The organism is Gordonia sp. N1V, from assembly GCF_029269935.1.
Classification (GTDB): domain Bacteria; phylum Actinomycetota; class Actinomycetes; order Mycobacteriales; family Mycobacteriaceae; genus Gordonia; species Gordonia polyisoprenivorans.
This window is the reverse complement of sequence record NZ_JARJDD010000001.1, coordinates 239,985-256,552: the sequence shown is the minus strand read 5'-3', so window position 1 is coordinate 256,552 and position 16,568 is coordinate 239,985. Positions and strand designations below refer to the sequence as shown.

General features: G+C 67.7%; 16 protein-coding genes. 7 read left to right on the top strand and 9 right to left on the bottom strand.

Annotation, left to right across the window (positions count from 1 at the left end):
- The first annotated feature begins 68 nt into the window (after nucleotides 1–68).
- Nucleotides 69–1,631: an MFS transporter gene (locus P3L18_RS01145; RefSeq protein WP_276112990.1), complete on the top strand. Its 1,563-nt coding sequence runs from the start codon at nucleotides 69–71 to the stop codon at nucleotides 1,629–1,631.
- On the opposite strand, the gene P3L18_RS01140 is transcribed toward P3L18_RS01145, so the two are convergent.
- Both P3L18_RS01140 and glnA read right to left on the bottom strand, forming a co-directional pair.
- On the bottom strand, nucleotides 1,625–1,810 hold the full coding sequence (locus P3L18_RS01140; RefSeq protein WP_026920045.1) for a hypothetical protein: 186 nt from the start codon (nucleotides 1,808–1,810) through the stop codon (nucleotides 1,625–1,627). The genes P3L18_RS01145 and P3L18_RS01140 overlap by 7 nt on opposite strands.
- Nucleotides 1,811–1,989: 179 nt before the next feature.
- The gene (gene glnA, locus P3L18_RS01135) at nucleotides 1,990–3,423 is read right to left on the bottom strand and encodes a type I glutamate--ammonia ligase (protein WP_006370569.1); all 1,434 of its coding nucleotides are present in this window, start codon (nucleotides 3,421–3,423) and stop codon (nucleotides 1,990–1,992) included.
- A gap of 341 nt (nucleotides 3,424–3,764) precedes the next feature.
- Here glnA and P3L18_RS01130 point away from each other — a divergent pair, with 341 nt between their 5' ends.
- The 3 genes from P3L18_RS01130 (at nucleotide 3,765) to P3L18_RS01120 (ending at nucleotide 5,735) form a co-directional block, all read left to right on the top strand.
- The gene (locus P3L18_RS01130; RefSeq protein WP_079930136.1) at nucleotides 3,765–4,262 is read left to right on the top strand and encodes an RDD family protein; all 498 of its coding nucleotides are present in this window, start codon (nucleotides 3,765–3,767) and stop codon (nucleotides 4,260–4,262) included.
- 70 nt (nucleotides 4,263–4,332) lie between these two features.
- Nucleotides 4,333–5,031 carry a hypothetical protein gene (locus tag P3L18_RS01125; protein WP_276112989.1) on the top strand — a complete coding sequence of 233 codons (699 nt, stop codon included), beginning with the start codon at nucleotides 4,333–4,335 and terminating at the stop codon, nucleotides 5,029–5,031.
- On the top strand, nucleotides 4,998–5,735 hold the full coding sequence (locus tag P3L18_RS01120) for a hypothetical protein (RefSeq protein ID WP_276112988.1): 738 nt from the start codon (nucleotides 4,998–5,000) through the stop codon (nucleotides 5,733–5,735). Before P3L18_RS01125 ends, P3L18_RS01120 begins: the two co-directional genes overlap by 34 nt.
- 46 nt (nucleotides 5,736–5,781) lie before the next feature.
- Here P3L18_RS01120 and P3L18_RS01115 read toward each other — a convergent pair whose 3' ends face one another.
- The 6 genes from P3L18_RS01115 to P3L18_RS01090 all read right to left on the bottom strand — a co-directional run bounded on the left by P3L18_RS01115 (nucleotide 5,782) and on the right by P3L18_RS01090 (nucleotide 12,861).
- Nucleotides 5,782–6,528: a DUF4191 domain-containing protein gene (locus tag P3L18_RS01115; protein ID WP_020170886.1), complete on the bottom strand. Its 747-nt coding sequence runs from the start codon at nucleotides 6,526–6,528 to the stop codon at nucleotides 5,782–5,784.
- Nucleotides 6,529–6,592: 64 nt separating this feature from the next.
- Nucleotides 6,593–7,717, bottom strand: coding sequence for a lipoyl synthase (gene lipA / locus P3L18_RS01110; protein ID WP_276112987.1), 1,125 nt, complete (start codon nucleotides 7,715–7,717; stop codon nucleotides 6,593–6,595).
- Nucleotides 7,714–8,478 carry a lipoyl(octanoyl) transferase LipB gene (gene lipB, locus P3L18_RS01105; RefSeq protein WP_006370564.1) on the bottom strand — a complete coding sequence of 255 codons (765 nt, stop codon included), beginning with the start codon at nucleotides 8,476–8,478 and terminating at the stop codon, nucleotides 7,714–7,716. The genes lipA and lipB overlap by 4 nt, the downstream gene beginning before the upstream one ends.
- Nucleotides 8,468–9,355 (bottom strand): TIGR01777 family oxidoreductase, encoded by an 888-nt coding sequence (locus tag P3L18_RS01100; protein WP_276112986.1) that lies wholly within the window; start codon nucleotides 9,353–9,355, stop codon nucleotides 8,468–8,470. Before P3L18_RS01100 ends, lipB begins: the two co-directional genes overlap by 11 nt.
- A 6-nt stretch (nucleotides 9,356–9,361) precedes the next feature.
- On the bottom strand, nucleotides 9,362–11,149 hold the full coding sequence (gene sucB / locus P3L18_RS01095) for a 2-oxoglutarate dehydrogenase, E2 component, dihydrolipoamide succinyltransferase (RefSeq protein ID WP_276112985.1): 1,788 nt from the start codon (nucleotides 11,147–11,149) through the stop codon (nucleotides 9,362–9,364).
- A gap of 164 nt (nucleotides 11,150–11,313) precedes the next feature.
- Nucleotides 11,314–12,861 (bottom strand): leucyl aminopeptidase, encoded by a 1,548-nt coding sequence (locus tag P3L18_RS01090; protein WP_276112984.1) that lies wholly within the window; start codon nucleotides 12,859–12,861, stop codon nucleotides 11,314–11,316.
- A 136-nt stretch (nucleotides 12,862–12,997) separates the two neighbouring features.
- On the opposite strand from P3L18_RS01090, the gene P3L18_RS01085 reads away from it, so the two are divergent.
- The 3 genes from P3L18_RS01085 (at nucleotide 12,998) to P3L18_RS01075 (ending at nucleotide 15,975) form a co-directional block, all read left to right on the top strand.
- Nucleotides 12,998–13,606 carry a CHAP domain-containing protein gene (locus P3L18_RS01085; protein WP_276112983.1) on the top strand — a complete coding sequence of 203 codons (609 nt, stop codon included), beginning with the start codon at nucleotides 12,998–13,000 and terminating at the stop codon, nucleotides 13,604–13,606.
- Nucleotides 13,607–13,656: 50 nt separating this feature from the next.
- Nucleotides 13,657–14,766 (top strand): glycine cleavage system aminomethyltransferase GcvT, encoded by a 1,110-nt coding sequence (gene gcvT, locus P3L18_RS01080; RefSeq protein WP_276112982.1) that lies wholly within the window; start codon nucleotides 13,657–13,659, stop codon nucleotides 14,764–14,766.
- 102 nt (nucleotides 14,767–14,868) lie between these two features.
- Nucleotides 14,869–15,975 carry a branched-chain amino acid aminotransferase gene (locus tag P3L18_RS01075; RefSeq protein ID WP_006370558.1) on the top strand — a complete coding sequence of 369 codons (1,107 nt, stop codon included), beginning with the start codon at nucleotides 14,869–14,871 and terminating at the stop codon, nucleotides 15,973–15,975.
- 327 nt (nucleotides 15,976–16,302) lie between these two features.
- Here the strand turns inward: P3L18_RS01075 and P3L18_RS01070 are convergent, their stop codons facing one another.
- Entirely contained in the window at nucleotides 16,303–16,539 is a 237-nt protein-coding gene (locus tag P3L18_RS01070) for a hypothetical protein (RefSeq protein WP_231386650.1), read from the bottom strand.
- Between the last annotated feature and the right edge of the window lie 29 nt (nucleotides 16,540–16,568).

The following is a 16,568-nucleotide window of genomic DNA, read 5'->3' as shown; positions in this document are numbered from 1 at the left end:
TACAGTTCAGTCCTACTATCTGCGTAGGCAATAAACAGTATATGCCATAGACGGAAAGGTTTGGTGTCATGCCTCACGTACGAATCGCGCGCTCGCCCTGGGTGGCGTTGACTGCGCTGTGTCTGCCGATGCTCATCGTCTCGATGGACGTGTCGGTGTTGTTCTTTGCGGTTCCGTTCATCGCAGCGGATCTCAATCCCTCACCTGCACAACAACTCTGGATCTTCGATGTGTACGGCTTCGTGCTGGCCGGGCTGTTGCTGACCATGGGGTCGCTCGCCGACCGATTCGGTCACCGCCGCGTTCTCATGTGGGGCGCGGTCGGCTTCAGCGGTGCGTCGTTGCTCGCGGCTTTCTCGAGCACGCCGGAGATGCTGATCATCGCTCGCGCGGTGCTCGCGGTCGCCGGTGCGACGCTGATGCCCTCGACGCTGGCACTCATCCGCCACGTCTTCGACGACGATGCCGCGCGGGCGAAAGCGGTGGCCACCTGGAACGCCGTGCTGGCCGGGGGAGTGGCGCTCGGTCCGATCATCTCCGGTGTGCTGCTCGAGCATTTCTGGTGGGGCTCGGTGTTTCTGATCAACATTCCGGTCATGGTCGCCCTGCTGATCGCGGCACCCCTGCTGCTACCCGGACACACCGCGGTACCGGGACGACGCATCGACGTTCTCAGTGCGCTCATGGCGTTCGGGACGATCCTGCCCGTGATCTATGCGATCAAGGAGATCGCCGCCGACGGGTGGTCGCCGGGCCGGCTGGCAATCGGTGTCGTGGGGGTGGTGCTCGGGGTGGCCTTTGTGAGACGTCAACGGCGCCTGGGGGATCCGATGCTCGACCTGGCGCTTCTCGGTGAGCGCCGGTTCGCGGCGTCGATCTGGACCAATCTCATCTGCATGTTCGCGCTGCTCGGCAACTCGATCATGGTGACGCAATACCTGCAGTCGGTACTCGGTTTCAGCCCGCTGCGGGCCGCCCTGTGGAGTGTGGTGCCATCGCTGTTCGTCGCGGTGGCGGCGCCGACTGCGGCCGTGGCGGCCGGACGGTTCGGCCGTCCCGCGGTCATGGTCGGGGGACTGGTGGTGGCGGCCTGTGGCTTCGCGCTGCTCGCGGCCCTCATCGGTCAGGACTCACTGCTCGTGGTGCTCGTCGCGTCGACGTTGCTCGCCGGCGGAATCGTGGCGACCACCTCGGTGATCGCCGACCACGTCGTCGGGATCGCACCTGCCGATCGTGCCGGAGCGACCTCGGGGCTGCTGGAGACATCGAGTGAACTCGGCGGTGCGCTGGGCATCGCGCTGCTGGGAAGTGTGCTCAACGCGGTCTACCGCGTGAGCTATCCGGCGGGCGTGGGGCCAGTGGAGGCAGGCCGCAGTCTGGCCGGGGCGAGCGCGGTGGTGCATCGCGAACCCGCCGAGATGGCCGCACAGATCCTCGACGCTGCGCGCGGTGCATTCGTCGACGGGATGGCGGTGGTGGCCTGGGTGGGAGCCGGAATCCTGGGGGTGACCGCGGTGCTGATCGTGTGGGCGGCGCGCACGCCGTCGGTCGACCGCTTGCCGACGGTCTCCGAGGGAGTTACCGATCGTGTTCGCTCACATCTGCGAGCAGAACGTGATGGGGATCAGTAGACCTCGACCTTGGAGCCGGACTTCAAGATGAGTTCGCTGCGATCGTCGGAGCTGTGGGCGAGTTCGACGAGGCGTTGGTCGGTGCCATGCGGAACCTGTTTGCGGACGACGGCACGGATGCCGTCCAGGGCGATGCGATCGCCGGGGACGAGATCTTCAACAAAAAGCATACGGGACATGAGAAGAAGATTACGGGCTGAGATGTGATCGCGTGAGAGCAAAAGGTCCTCCGTGGCATCATTCACATTTTGTCCTGTGACCTGCGTCATGAGGTGCCCCGGAGACTGTCCGGTCTCACGCACACCGCGGGCCCACCGACTCTGTTGTCGGGTGGGCCCGCGGTGCTTTGTGTCAGAGATCAGCAGTCGTAGTAGAGCGCGAACTCGTACGGATGCGGACGGATCTGGACCGGCTCGATCTCGTTCTCACGCTTGAGCGCGATCCAGGTCTCGATGAGGTCCTCGGTGAACACGCCACCGGCGGTGAGGTATTCGTGATCCTCTTCGAGTTTGTCGATGACCGCCGACAGCGAGGTCGGGGCCTGCGGGATGTTCTTGGCCTCCTCGGGCGGCAGCTCGTAGAGATCCTTGTCGACGGGCTCGTGCGGCTCGATCTTGTTCTTGATGCCGTCGAGGCCGGCCATCATCATCGCCGCAAAGGCCAGGTACGGGTTGCCCGAGCTGTCGGGGCAACGGAACTCCAGGCGCTTGGCCTTCGGATTGTTGCCGGTGATCGGGATGCGCACGCACGCCGACCGGTTGCGCTGGCTGTACACCAGGTTGATCGGGGCCTCGTAGCCCGGCACCAGACGCTTGTAGGAGTTCACCGTGGGGTTGGTGAAGGCCAGCAACGACGGTGCGTGATGCAGGATGCCGCCGATGTAGTAGCGCGCCAGATCCGACAGGCCCGCGTATCCGGCCTCGTCGTGGAACAGCGGCTTGCCGTCCTTCCACAGCGACTGGTGGGCGTGCATGCCCGAGCCGTTGTCGCCGAACAGCGGCTTCGGCATGAAGGTGACGGTCTTGCCGTTCGCGTACGCGGTGTTCTTGATGATGTACTTGAACAGAAGGACGTCGTCGGCGGCGTGCAGCAGCGTGTTGAACTTGTAATTGATCTCGGCCTGGCCGCCGGTACCGACCTCGTGGTGACCGCGCTCGAGCTCGAAGCCCGCGTTGGTCAGGTTGGTCGACATCTCGTCGCGCAGGTCGACGTAGTGGTCGTAGGGCGCCACCGGGAAGTAGCCGCCCTTGGGGCGGACCTTGTAGCCGAGGTTCGGTGAACCGTCGGGGTCGGTGGGCGAACCGGTGTTCCACCAGCCGGACTCGGACTCGACCTCGTAGAAGGTGCCGTTCATCTGCGAGTCGAAGGCGACCGAATCGAAGATGTAGAACTCGGCCTCGGCGCCGAAGAAGCAGGTGTCGGCGATGCCGGTGGAGGCCAGGTAGTCCTCGGCCTTGCGGGCGACGTTGCGCGGGTCGCGGCTGTAGGCCTCACGGGTGAACGGATCGTGGACGAAGAAGCTGACGTTCATCGTCTTGGCGCGACGGAAGGGGTCGATCCGCGCGGTGGCCGGATCGGGGAGCAGCATCATGTCGGACTCGTCGATCGACTGGAAGCCGCGCACCGACGAGCCGTCGAATGCCAGGCCGTCCTCGAACACCGACTCGTCGAAGGCCGAAGCCGGAATCGAGAAGTGCTGCATCACACCGGGCAGGTCACAGAAGCGGATGTCGACGTACTCGACACCTTCCTTCTTGATGCCCTCGAGTAGTTCTTCGTTGCTGCTGTACACCGTGCGGTGACTCCTTAACTTGTCGGGGTCAGGCCGGCGTGTACACGCGGACCTGACGCGCCTGGACCACCGCGCAAGAAACCGCGGCGGATCTCAGCCAGAACCGTATGGACGCGACGTTGCCCGCACGTCAAGGAAGTGTTTCCCCTGTGTTACACGGCCGTGGCGATGCGTTGTCGTGCCCACGGCAACTATTCCGTATGCACGCCCCGGAAGAAAGCGAACGGTGATCTCGTCAGGGAAGTCACTGCCTCTACCATGGAAAACATGAACGACCCGCGGATCACCGGCAAAACCGAGCACGCGAGCACCGGGCATGTGGGTGCCGGGGGTGATCGCGCATGAGCAGGGCCACCGGCTCCTGGTTGTCGGGCCCGCAGTCGGGCGCACCGGTCGACCTCGAATATCGCGGCGCCGACCTCGGCCTGCCCGAGAGCGGACCCGGAGCGCTCGTCCCCGGGTGGCCGCGCACGTTGGCGCTGCTCGTCGACTGGATCATCGGCGGCGGGCTGTCGCTGTTCTTCGTCGGCTTCGGATCACCGAACCTCGGCCTCGCCGTGCTCGCCGTGTGGTTCGTCATCGGCGTGTTCACCGTGACGATGTTCGGCTTCACGCCCGGGCAGTTCGCCGTGGGCATGCGGGTGGCGCGCGTCGACCACGGACCCGAGCGACTGGCCGACGAGATCGCCGGGAAGGCTCCCGTCGCCGCGGTCGGCGTGATCCGTGCATTGATGCGGCAGGTGCTGATCGTGTTCCTGGTGCCCGCACTGATGAACGACTACAACGGCCGCGCACTGCACGATCGCGCGACCGGCACCGCGATGGTCCGGAGTCGCTGAGGGCGGGCGTCTGGTGCGTGGGCGTGTCGGTGCGAATCGAGGTCGGCGCGAGGCGCTGACGCTGACTGCCGTGCTGAGCATCGGCGCACTGGTGCTTTCCGTGTTCGGTGTGCTGGAGCGTGGTGAGGCGGCCCAACCGCCGGAGAGTCGCACGCTGGGACAGATGGCCGCGCCGCCCGAAGCCCGATGGAGCGTCGACGCGGCTTCGCTGTTCGGCAAAGACTTCGACGATGCGAGCGTGTCCGTCGAGGCGGCCGACGATCATCTCCTGGTGCGGGTGTCGCGGAACAGGCTCGGCCGTCCGTCCGCGGTGCTCGCCATCGATCCCGACACGGGCAGGCCGCTGTGGAGGGCGCCGAGAATCGGATGGGAGAACTCCTGTGCGATCAGTCGCGACAAGAGACTCGCGTGCACCCGAATGGCCAGAGACGGTGCCGCGATCGTGACCAGGGTGTCGTTCGTCGATCCGGATACCGGAGACGACGTCGCCACCGCGACGATCCCGATCTCGGGGTCCTCGAGGATCATGCGCGCCGGCGACGGCTTCCTGGTGCTGATCGTCGAGATGGAGAACATCACGCTCCCCGAGGAGATCCCCGTGGACTCCACGTTGGTGCCCGTTGCGGGCTTTGGTACCGACGCCGATGTGCCACCGCTACAGACGGTCATCACCAGGTTCGATTCCCGCGGGCATGCGTTGTGGACGGTGCGCCCGCCGCTCGATCAGGGGCAACGGTGGTCTCCGAAGCCGCGAATCTGGTTGCGCTGAGCGGTTTTCGCGGTGGAGTCACCGTTCTTCGCCTCGACTCCGGCCGACTACTGCACTCGGCGGACGGTCGGGAGGCGGTGGTCATCCACCGATCCGGGTTCGTGACGAGCGGTCTCCCCGGGGCGGGCCGGGACACGATCGACTTCTTCGATGCCGACGGGGTGCGGACCGGTGAGATCTCAGGATGGCGTATCTCGTCCGGGGACAGTGCTGCCGGCCCGGTGCAGGCCATCAATGTCGACTTCATTTCTGTGGAGTCGAACACCACGATCGGACTGGCGTCGGGAGCCGGCGCCGACCTGAGGTGGACGCGGCCGTCGCAGGGTTCCTCACTGCAGATGCTCGGCGATCGGTATGTCGTCACCGTCGTCGACGAATTCAGCGAAGACCTGAGCAGCACGCGCAGGTGGACGGTGCTCGACGCCCGGTCCGGTTCCCGGATCAGTGGTTTCACCGCCGGTTTCGGACAGGGATTCGTCGGCTTCGACGGCGTTCGCATGATCCTGGGCGGAGAGGCCGATGCAGACCAGCGACCGAGCAGCCCTGCACTCGGCGCGTACGACATTCGGACCGGAGCCCAACGGTGGCACCTGCCGGCACCGAACACCGCGGCACACTGGCAGGTCGTGGCCGGCCACCTGCTACTCGTCGACGACGGAGTCGACGCCGGAACTCGGTCGTCGATCGTCGGTTACGCCGCGTGACCGACGCGGTCGGCGTCCGACCGCATAGTGATCAGGCGCCGCGTGATCAGGCGCCGCGACGCCGCGCGGTGCGCTGCATGCTGCGCATCTTGGCATTACCGGGCAGCGGGCCCTTGGGCATGCCCGGTCCGGGCTGCTTGCCGCCGAGCGCCGACAACCGGCCCTCGAGGGTCTCCATGCGCTTGCGGTCGATGTTGCCCGGCAGCTTGTTGAGGTGCCGTTCGAGCTTCGACAACGGCACCTGGCCGTCGTCGTTGCCGACCATGATCTGGTAGATCGGGGTGTCACCGACAACGCGCGCGACTTTCTTCTTCTCTTGTCCCAGAAGCGTTGTGACGCGACTCGGGGAGCCCTCGCCGACGAGGATGACCCCGGGCTTGCCGATCACCCGGTGCACGGCGTCGAGATGGGAGGTGCCGGTGACCGCTTGCTGCACCCGCCACTGGCCGCGCATGTTCGACAGCGCCCATCCGGCTGCTCCGGGTTGCCCTTCGGCCTTGGTGTAGACGGTCTTCTGCACGCGCCGTCCGAAGAGGAGGAAGGCGGCGAGAATACCGAGCACCACACCGATGGGAACGAGCAGCCACGGAGAGCCGACGAACAGACCGATCACCACGAAGATCGCCACGATCAGCACGAACAGGCCGACCATGTACGGGATCAGCCGTTTGTCTTCCTTGCGCTGCATCTGGAACGCCTGCCAGAGCTGCGTGAACCGCTCCTTGGAGGCCTTCCGTCGGGCCTGTCGTGCGGCCTTCTTGTCCGCTTTGCTCGCCGCTTGCGCCTTTGCCATGCTCACCAGGATACGTCTGCGGGCGCGCTGATCGACAATGCGGTCACCGGCGCAGGTGTCCGGTTCAGCGGGCCAGTCGCGCCATCAACGAGGAGGCCTCCTGGCTGGCCGATCCCTCGTCGGCGAGGTGCGCCAACGACGGCGGCAACTCCCGCCCGTGATGCGCCATCGCCTGCGCGTAGAGCCGGCCGGCGCGGTAGGACGAACGCACGAGCGGCCCGGCCATCACCCCGGCGAATCCGACCTCGCGGGCGAACTCGGAATGATCGACGAACTCCTCGGGCTTGACCCAACGCTCCACCGGATGGTGGCGCGCCGAGGGGCGCAGGTATTGGGTGATCGTCAGGATGTCGCAACCGGCCTCGTGCAGGTCGACGATCGCCGACTGCACCTCGGCCGGGGTTTCACCCATCCCGAGGATGAGGTTGGACTTGGTGACCAGACCGAAGTCACGGGCCTGGGTGAGCACATCGAGGGACCGCTCGTAGCGGAACGCCGGACGAATCCGCTTGAAGATCCGCGGCACCGTTTCCAGGTTGTGTGCGAGCACTTCCGGCCGGGACTCGAAGACCTCGGCGAGCAGATCGGGCTTGGCGTGGAAGTCGGGGATCAGATTCTCCACACCGGTACCAGGGTTGAGCCGGTGGATCGCACGCACCGTCTCGGCGTAGAGCCAGACACCCTCGTCGGGGAGGTCGTCGCGGGCGACGCCGGTGATGGTGGAGTAGCGCAGGCCCATCGCCTGCACGCTCTCGGCGACGCGGCGGGGCTCGTCGCGATCGAGTTCGGCGGGCTTGCCGGTATCGATCTGGCAGAAGTCGCACCGGCGGGTGCACTGCTCGCCGCCGATGAGGAAGGTGGCCTCGCGGTCTTCCCAGCACTCGTAGATGTTGGGGCATCCGGCTTCCTCGCAGACCGTATGCAGCCCTTCGCGTTTCACCAAACCTTTGAGTTCGGTGTACTCGGGCCCCATCGTCGCGCGCGTCTTGATCCAGGAGGGCTTGCGTTCGATCGGGGTCTGCGCGTTGCGGATCTCCAGGCGTAACAACTTGCGTCCGTTGGGGGACGGGTCGGTCGGCGCGGCGGGCGAGGCGGGGGTGGACGAGGTGAGGGCGGACGAGGCGGGGGGCGACCCTTGTGGGGTCGACGCCGGCGCCGTGGGTGCGGTGCGGGTCTCTGACACGGTCACCGCACCGATGCTACGCGCGCGCCGTCGGCATGCCCGACCTGCGGGGTGAGGGCGATCTCACTGTGGTCCAGAGCCGCGAGGACGGCGTCGGCGACCTCATCGGCGAGGTCGCCGACCGAGAGTTCCCGCCCGGCCTCGCGGCTCAGGGACGTGACCCCGGCGTCGGCGATGCCGCACGGAACGATCGCGTCGAAGGCGCTCATGTCGGGGTCGACGTTGAGGGCGAACCCGTGCAGCGCGACCCCGCGCGCCACCCGGATGCCGATCTGGCCGAGTTTGCGTTCCCCGGACTGTCCCAGGTCGGGCGAGTCGTCGACGACCCAGACGCCCGACCGGCCGGCGACGCGGGTGGTGGCCACGCCGTGCGCCGCACAGACACCGATGAGCGCCGCCTCGAGCCGGCGGACGTACTCGACGACGTCGAGGGGCTCGGCGAGCTTGATGATCGGATAGCCGACGAGCTGTCCGGGCCCGTGCCAGGTGATCCGTCCGCCACGGTCGACGTCGATCACCTCGGCGCCGTTGGTCGGACGATCGGCGTCCTCGGTTCTCTTGCCCGCGGTGTAGATCGACGGATGCTCGAGCAGCAGCAACAGATCGTGATCGAGTGTGCCGTCGGCACGTTCGCCGGCGAGTCGATGCTGAAGGTCGTAGGCCTCGCGGTAGTCGAGGACACCGAGCCGCCGGATCTCGACGGGCGTGTCGGCTGCGCGCAGCGATGCCCGTCGGGTACCGATGGCTGTCGGTGTGTCAGCGTCCATTGGCGTACTCCAGCCCCGAATCGATGGTGAGATGGGTGAAGACGAAGTCGTGGTCGGTGAGCACACCGGGTGCAACGCGTTGGGAGTACAGAACCATTTCCTCGATCATCTCGCCGCCCGCCTTGCGGGCGACGAACGCGGGAACGCCCATCAGGGTGGGCCGGTGCACCGACCGGCCGAAGGCGTCGACGAACGTCGCGAACGGAACCGCTCCGGGTGCGCACAGGTTCACCGGACCGCTGATCGCCGAATCCAGCACGAACTCGATCGCTCGGATCTCGTCGACCAGTGAGATCCACGAGAAGTACTGCTGCCCATTGCCGATGGTGCCGCCGAGGCCGAGCTTGAACAGCGGTCGGAGTTTGGCCAGCAGGCCACCGTGCGGTGCGAGCACCGGTGCGGTCCGCAACAGGACGACACGGGTCCGGTCGCCCGAGTTGGCGGTCGCCGCGGCCTCCCAGTCGACGGTCAGCTCGGCCAGGAATCCCGAGCCGGGGCCGTCGACCTCGGTGGCCGTCCGCGCGCCGGTGTCCCCGTAGTACCCGGTGGCGCTCGCGCTCACCAGGGTGGGGACACCGGTCCGGCGGACGGCCTCGGCGATGACCTCGGTCGGCGGGATCCGGGAGTCGCGGAGTTCTTGTTTGAACCGTCCGCTCCACCGGCCGTTGCCGACCCCGACGCCGCCGAGGCTCACCACCGCGTCGACGCCGTCGAGGGCCTCGTCAGGAACACCGAATGTCTCGGGGTCCCAACTGAATTCACCGGGCTCGGTCGCCTCGCGCCGGACCAGCCGGCGCACCGAATGGCCCGCCGATTCCAGCGCGGTGATCAGGGCCGAACCGATCAGCCCCGACGAGCCGGCGACGGCTACCCGCATCGGTGCCTAGAGGCCCAGTTCGGCGGCGAACGAGCCGGCCTCGAGTCGCTTCTTGATCGTCGTCAGGAAGCGACCGGCGTCGGCGCCGTCGATCAGGCGGTGATCGTAGGTCAGCGGCAGGTACGACATCGACCGCACCGCGATCGACTCCGAACCGTCGTCGCCGGTGATGACCACCGGGCGCTTGACGATTGCGCCGGTACCGAGCATGGCCGCCTGCGGCGGCACCAGGATCGGGGTGTCGAACAGGGCGCCCTGGCTCCCGATGTTGGTGATGGTGAAGGTGCCACCGGCCAACTCGTCGGGCTTGAGGCCGTTGGTGCGGGCGCGGGCGGCGATGTCGGCGATGGCCCGGGCCAGTCCGGCGATCGAGAGGTCGTCGGCGTTGTGGATCACCGGCGAGAGCAGGCCCTGCTCGGTGTCGACGGCGATACCGAGATGCACCTTGTCGTAGTATGTGATCTCCTTCTTGTCCTCGTCGATGGAGGCGTTGACGTTCGGATGCGCCTTGAGTGCCTCCACGACGGCCTTGGCGATGAACGGCAAGAAGGTCAGGTTCACTCCCTCGGAAGCCTTGAACGACTCCTTGGCCGCCTTGCGCAGTGACACGATCTTGCTCATGTCGACCTCGAAGACCTGCGTCAGCTGAGCACTGGTCTGCAGCGACTCGCGGGTCTTCTTCGCGGTGATCTGACGGATGCGGTTGATCTTCTGCGTGGTGCCACGCAGTGCCGCGAGTTCGGGCTTGACCTCCGGCGACGACGCGGCCGGTGTGGCTGCGGGCGCCGGTGCGGCGGCCGGGGCCGGGCTCGAGGCCGGCTCGGGGGCCTTCTTCGCCTCGGCGGCGGCGAGCACGTCCTGCTTGCGGATGCGGCCGCCGACCCCGGTGCCCTTGAGGCTCGATAGGTCGATGTCGTTCTCCGCAGCCAACTTTCGGACCAACGGGGTCACGTACGGGGTGGACTGCAGATCGGTGGAATCGTCGGCGGGGGCTGCGGCGGAGGCGACCTTGACCGGTTCGGGTTCCGGCTCACTCGTGGCGGGCGCCTCCTCGGATTTCGCGGGTTCTGGCTCGGACTTGGCGGGCTCGGGCTGCGGCTCCGGCTCCGGTTCGGGCTCGGGCTTGGAGCCGGCGGCCGAGGCATCGCCGATCACCGCGAGCTTGCCACCGACCTCGATGACGTCGTCCTCCTGCGCGAGGATCTCGAGCAGGGTTCCGGCGACGGGGGACGGGATCTCGGTGTCGACCTTGTCCGTGGAGACCTCGAGCAGTGGTTCGTCCGCGGCGACCTCGTCGCCGACGGCCTTGAGCCAGTTGGTCACCGTGCCCTCGGTGACCGACTCGCCGAGTTCAGGCATCAGCACGTCGGTCCCGGAGGCCCCGCTGTCACCGGTGGCGGCGGCGGGCTTCTCGGCCGGAGCCTCTGCCTCGGTCGAGGGCGCCTCGGTGTCCTGTTCGGCCGCACCGGCTTCGGTCGGTTCGTCGCCGCCCGCCGAGTCGTCGGAATCGGCCGAGTCGTCGGATCCGGAGTCCCCGGAATCGTCGGCGCTCTCCCCGGCATCACCGATCAGGGCGAGTTCGCCGCCGATCTCCACGACGTCGTCTTCCTGGGCGATGATCTTGGTGAGGACGCCGGAGGTGGGGGCGGGGATCTCGGTGTCGACCTTGTCGGTCGACACCTCCAGCAGGGGCTCGTCGGCCTCGACGGTGTCGCCCTCTTCCTTCAACCACCGGGTGACGGTCCCCTCGGTGACACTCTCACCGAGGGCGGGCATCTGGACGGAGAAGGCCATTGCTGTTGACTCCTGAACTCGACGTGGTGGGTCTGTGCGTGATGCGGGGTGTCGCGGTGTGTGCGCCGCGTCTCCCAGGCGTGTGGCGGGTGGCCCGGCGCCCATCGCTAGACCCTACCCGCCGTACGCGCCACGGACGTGGTGTGTGGCGCAAAAGTGGCCGATCAGCCGTTGGCCGCGATGTCCTCGAGGACCTTCGTGATCGTGCGGACCGGTACGCCCGTACCACCCTTGGGTGTGTAGCCCCAGGGGCCGGAGGTGTTGAAGGCGGGACCGGCGATGTCGATGTGGGCCCATTGCACCCCGTCGGGCACGAACTCCTTGAGGAACAGACCCGCGGCGAGCATGCCGCCCCACCGGTGCGGGGTGACGTTCGCCAGATCGGCGACCCGCGACTTGAGATCGGCACGCAGTTCCGACGGCAGCGGCATGGGCCAGGCGTTCTCGCCGATCTCGGCCGACAGTGCCGACACCCGGTCGCGGAAGTCGTCGGTCCCCATGACCCCGGGGGTGCGGGTGCCCAGGGCAACCATCTGCGCCCCGGTCAGGGTGGCGGTGTCGATGAGGTAGTCCGGATCGTCTTCGCAGGCGCGCACGATGGCGTCGGCGAGGACGAGGCGTCCCTCGGCGTCGGTGTTGAGGACCTCGACGGTCGTCCCGCCGTACTGGGTCAGGACGTCGCCGGGACGCTGCGCGGTCCCCGACGGCATGTTCTCGGCCATCGGCACGGTGGCGGTCACCGACACCGGCAGGTCGAGACGCGCGGCGGCGATGGTCGCCGCGATCACCGCGGCCGCGCCGCCCATGTCGGAGGTCATCTGATCCATGTTGGCGGCCGGCTTGATCGAGATTCCACCGGTGTCGAAGGTGATGCCCTTGCCGACAAGCGCCACCTTCTTGGCCGACTTCTTGCCCGCGTGGGTCAATCGCACCAGACGCGGCAACCGGGACGAACCCTTGCCGACGCCGACGATCCCGCCGTAGCCGTCCTTCTCGAGGGAGTCGAAGTCGAGGATCTCCACCTTGAGTCCGGCCTTCGCGCCCAACTCGCGCGCACGTTCGGCGAACTCCTCCGGGTAGAGGTGGCTCGGCGGGGTGTTGACGAAGTCACGGGCGATGGCCACCGAATCGGCGACCGCGATGGCATGTGCCAGTTCGGCTTTCGCCGCCTTGTCGGCGGACTCGACCACGACGTGCACGGTGCCGGGCAGTTGCTTGGTCGACGCCGAGCGCGACGAGCGGAACTCCTCGAAGCGGTAGGCGCCGAGGAACAGTCCCTCAACCGCGGCACCGATGTCGGTGGAGCCCAGGGTGGTGGCGACGACGTCGAAGCCCTCGAGGGAACGGATCGCGACACCGGCGGCCTGGCGGAGTTTCTCCGGGTCGTCGAGCGATTTCTCGTCGCCGACGCCGACGGCCACCACAACGCGTACGCCGAGTGATTCCGGCGCCGCCAGCCGGGTGACCTCACCGTGGGAACCGGTGGCGCCCACCGCCGACAGCGCGGCGGTGACTGCCGCCGCCGACGCATCGTCGAGGACGTCGGCGCCGAGCAGGGTCGGTGCAGCGGGGTCGGTGGTGTTGTCGGCAGTGGTGTCGTCGGAGGAGGTGGCGACGAGGCCGAGTACGAGGGCCTCGTCGTCTTTGTCGATGGAGGTGGTCAGGGTGATCTGGGGACCGCGAGTGCGGTCGACGCTCTCGTTCTTGCTCACCCGACCAACCTTGCCACAGGCGCCTCGTCGGCTGCCCGTCATCCGACCGACCGACGTGCCATCGCAGCGGGAACCCGCCACAACGACGCGGCGTTGCGATGGCGGTGTGACGACGAGAGACGGGGTGGGCGAACAGATGAGGCGAACCAGGGCGGCATGGGTGATCGCACTCGTGGTGATCGCCGCATGCACGGCGACGGTGATCGGCGTCCGTGCATACCGCCATGACGACGACGCGGTGTCCCGCGCGGTGAACGGGATGACCGGCCGGGCGAGGCCGCCGTTTCCGGTCGTCGACACCACCACACTGACCGCTTCTCGAGCCCGCATCATCGAGTCGGTACGCGCCGAATACGCGCGCAATGCGTCGGGCACCACCTATTCCGGCGGCGTCGACGAACCATGGTGCGCCGACTTCGTCAGCACCGTGATGCACGAATCCGGTGTGCCGCTGGACAATCCGAACTCCGGATCGTGGCGCATCCCGGGTGTGGCGACGCTCACCGACTACCTGCACAGCTCGGGACGCTGGCGGGGGCCGGGTCATCGCCCGCAGCCCGGCGACATCGTGATCTACGACAAACCCAGCCGGTGGGGCCAACACACCAACATCGTGGTTGCCGTCAACGGCGATGAGGTGACAACCGTCGGCGGCAACCAGCCACCGGATGGGGTCACCCTGCACACCGCCGACCTCGCCACCGATCCCGGACTGCAGGGGTTCGGGGTTCCCGCCGGGAGCTGAGCTCCCGTGGTGATCGTCCTGTGCGCCGCGCTCGCGGTAGGTTGAGCGCCATGACCGAACTCCTCGCCGGACCCATTGCCGATCGACACGCAGCACTCGGGGCGAGTTTCGCCAAATTCGGCGGGTGGGACATGCCCGTCGCGTACTCGGGCACCGTCGCCGAGCACACCGCGGTACGCGAGGCCGTCGGCATCTTCGACGTGAGCCACCTCGGCAAGGCGTTGGTCGCCGGCCCCGGCGCCGCGGAGTTCGTCAACGCCACCCTGTCCAACGACCTCGCCAAGATCGCGCCGGGCAAAGCCCAATACACGTTGTGCTGCAACGATTCCGGCGGCGTCATCGACGATCTGATCGCCTACCTCGTCGCCGACGACGAGGTGTTCCTCGTGCCCAACGCCGCCAACACCGCAGCGGTCGTCGCAGCGTTGGCGGCGGTCGCGCCCGACGGTGTCGCGATCACCGATCTGCACCGCGAGTACGCGGTGTTCGCGGTGCAGGGACCGAAAAGCCCGGAAGTGCTCGCCGCGGTGGGACTGCCCACCGAGATGGAGTACATGGCGTTCGCCGACGCCGAACTGTCGATCGACGGGGGTAGCGCGCCGGTGCGTGTGTGCCGGACCGGCTACACCGGCGAACGCGGCTACGAGATCCTGCCCGGGTGGGCGCACGCCGGACCGGTGTTCGACGCGCTGATGGCTCAGGTCACCGCGTTCGGTGGGCTGCCCGCCGGACTCGGCGCGCGCGACACCCTGCGCACCGAGATGGGATATGCGCTGCACGGCCACGAACTCTCACCGGAGATCACCCCCGTCCAGGCCCGCACCGGGTGGGCGGTCGGCTGGAACAAGCCCGCGTTCTTCGGGCGCGAGGCGCTGCTCGCGGAGAAGGAGAACGGTCCCGCCCGTCGTCTCTACGGACTGCGGGCCACCGGTCGTGGGGTGCCGCGCGCCGACTGCGATGTGCTCACCGCGGCGGGCGGCGAACGGATCGGCCTGTGCACCTCGGGCACCTTCTCGCCGACCCTCAAACAGGGGATCGCGCTGGCGCTCATCGACACCGCCGCGGGCATCGGCAAGGGAGCCGAGGTGGTCATCGATGTGCGCGGTCGGGCGTTGCCGTGCGAAGTCGTGATCCCGCCGTTCGTCGAGTCGCACGTCTGAGGTGCCCACACGTCTGCCACCCCTCGCACGACTGCAACCCCGGCCCGGCGCACACAGGAACCTGGCACCGATCGCCTTGCGCCGCGGCGCTACGATGGGCCAATGACCTTGCAGTTCACCCGTACCGAGCACCCGCACCCGGTGTCGGAGTCGCAGCGCGCGGACATCCTCGCAGCTCCCGGTTTCGGCAAGTATTTCACCGACAACATGGTGATGGTGGACTACGACGTGGACCGTGGTTGGTATGACGCCAAGGTGACCCCGTACGGCCCCATTGCGCTCGATCCGTCGGCGATGGTGCTGCATTACGGCCAAGAGGTCTTCGAGGGGCTCAAGGCCTACCGTCAGCCCGATGGGTCGATCGCCGCCTTCCGCCCGGAGGCCAACGGCCTGCGCCTGCAGCGGTCGGGGGAGCGTCTGGCGATGCCGCCGCTGCCGGTGGACGACTTCATCTCCTCGTTGCGCGCGCTGCTCGACGCCGACAACGAGTGGGTCCCCGCCGCCGGCGGTGAGGAATCGCTGTATCTGCGGCCGTTCATGTTCGCCTCGCAGGCCGGGCTGGGCGTCAACGCCCCGTCGACGCAGTACCGTTATTGCGTGATCGCCTCGCCCGCCGGCGCTTACTTCGCCGGTGGTATCAAGCCGGTCAGCGTGTGGCTGTCGACCGAATACGTCCGCGCAGCCCCGGGCGGCACGGGCTTCGCCAAGTGCGGCGGCAACTACGCCGCGAGCTTCCTGGCCCAGCAGCAGGCCACCGCGAAGGGCTGTGACCAGGTGGTCTGGCTCGACGCCGTGGAGCGCCGGTTCATCGAGGAGATGGGCGGGATGAACCTGTTCTTCGTCTTCGGCTCGGGCGCCGACGCGCGACTGGTCACCCCGGAACTCACCGGCTCGCTGCTACCGGGCATCACCCGGGAATCGTTGCTGACCCTGGCCACCGACGCCGGGTTCGCCGTCGAGGAACGCAAGATCACCACCGAGGAACTCCGCAAGGGTGTGACCTCCGGCGACATCACCGAGGTCTTCGCGTGTGGGACCGCAGCCGTCATCACCCCGGTCGGCCACGTCAAGAGCGAGACCGACGACTACTCGATCGGGGACGGCACACCCGGTGAGGTGACCCTCGCGCTGCGCGACACCCTCACCGGTATCCAGCGCGGCAAGTTCGCCGACACCCACGGCTGGATGACCGAGCTCTACCGGCGCTGAGTCGCTCTCACCAGTCGGCGGCGTAGACGAACTCGGCGGCGGGACGCCGCAGGGCCTGCGTGATCGTCATGGCCAGGCGCATATTGGTGGAGTAGCGGGCGGTCCGCAGGCCGGTCAGCTGGCCCGGCGAGCAGCCCAGCCGAGCCGCCGTCCGTGCCCACGTGGCCCCGCGTCGGGTTCTTGCGGCGTCGAGCGTGGCGTACAGCCGACCGAGATTCCACCGAAGGCGATGCGCGTCGTCGCATCGTGGGAGTTCGACGCCGGCGGTCCCGGTTGCCGGGTCTGTGACGAAGTCCTCCGGGGTGACGAAGTCCTCCGTGGTCGCGTTCAGCCACCACAGCAGCAGTACTGCGTGCTGGCAGCTGGTGTTGCCGCGTGTGTGCGCAGGCTGGCGATCGCCGATGTGCTGAACGAGTGATCATCGGGGCGTGCCGCGTTGAGTGCTGCCGAGAGGTCCCACACCTGGCGGGCGAGGGCGTTCCAGGACAACGTTTGCTCCCGGCGCCGGGCGTCGAGTGCCGCATACAGTGCGAATCCGTCAAAATTTCGGTCCGGCAATGGCATACGCCCAGGATGCGCCGCGGCTGTGCAGT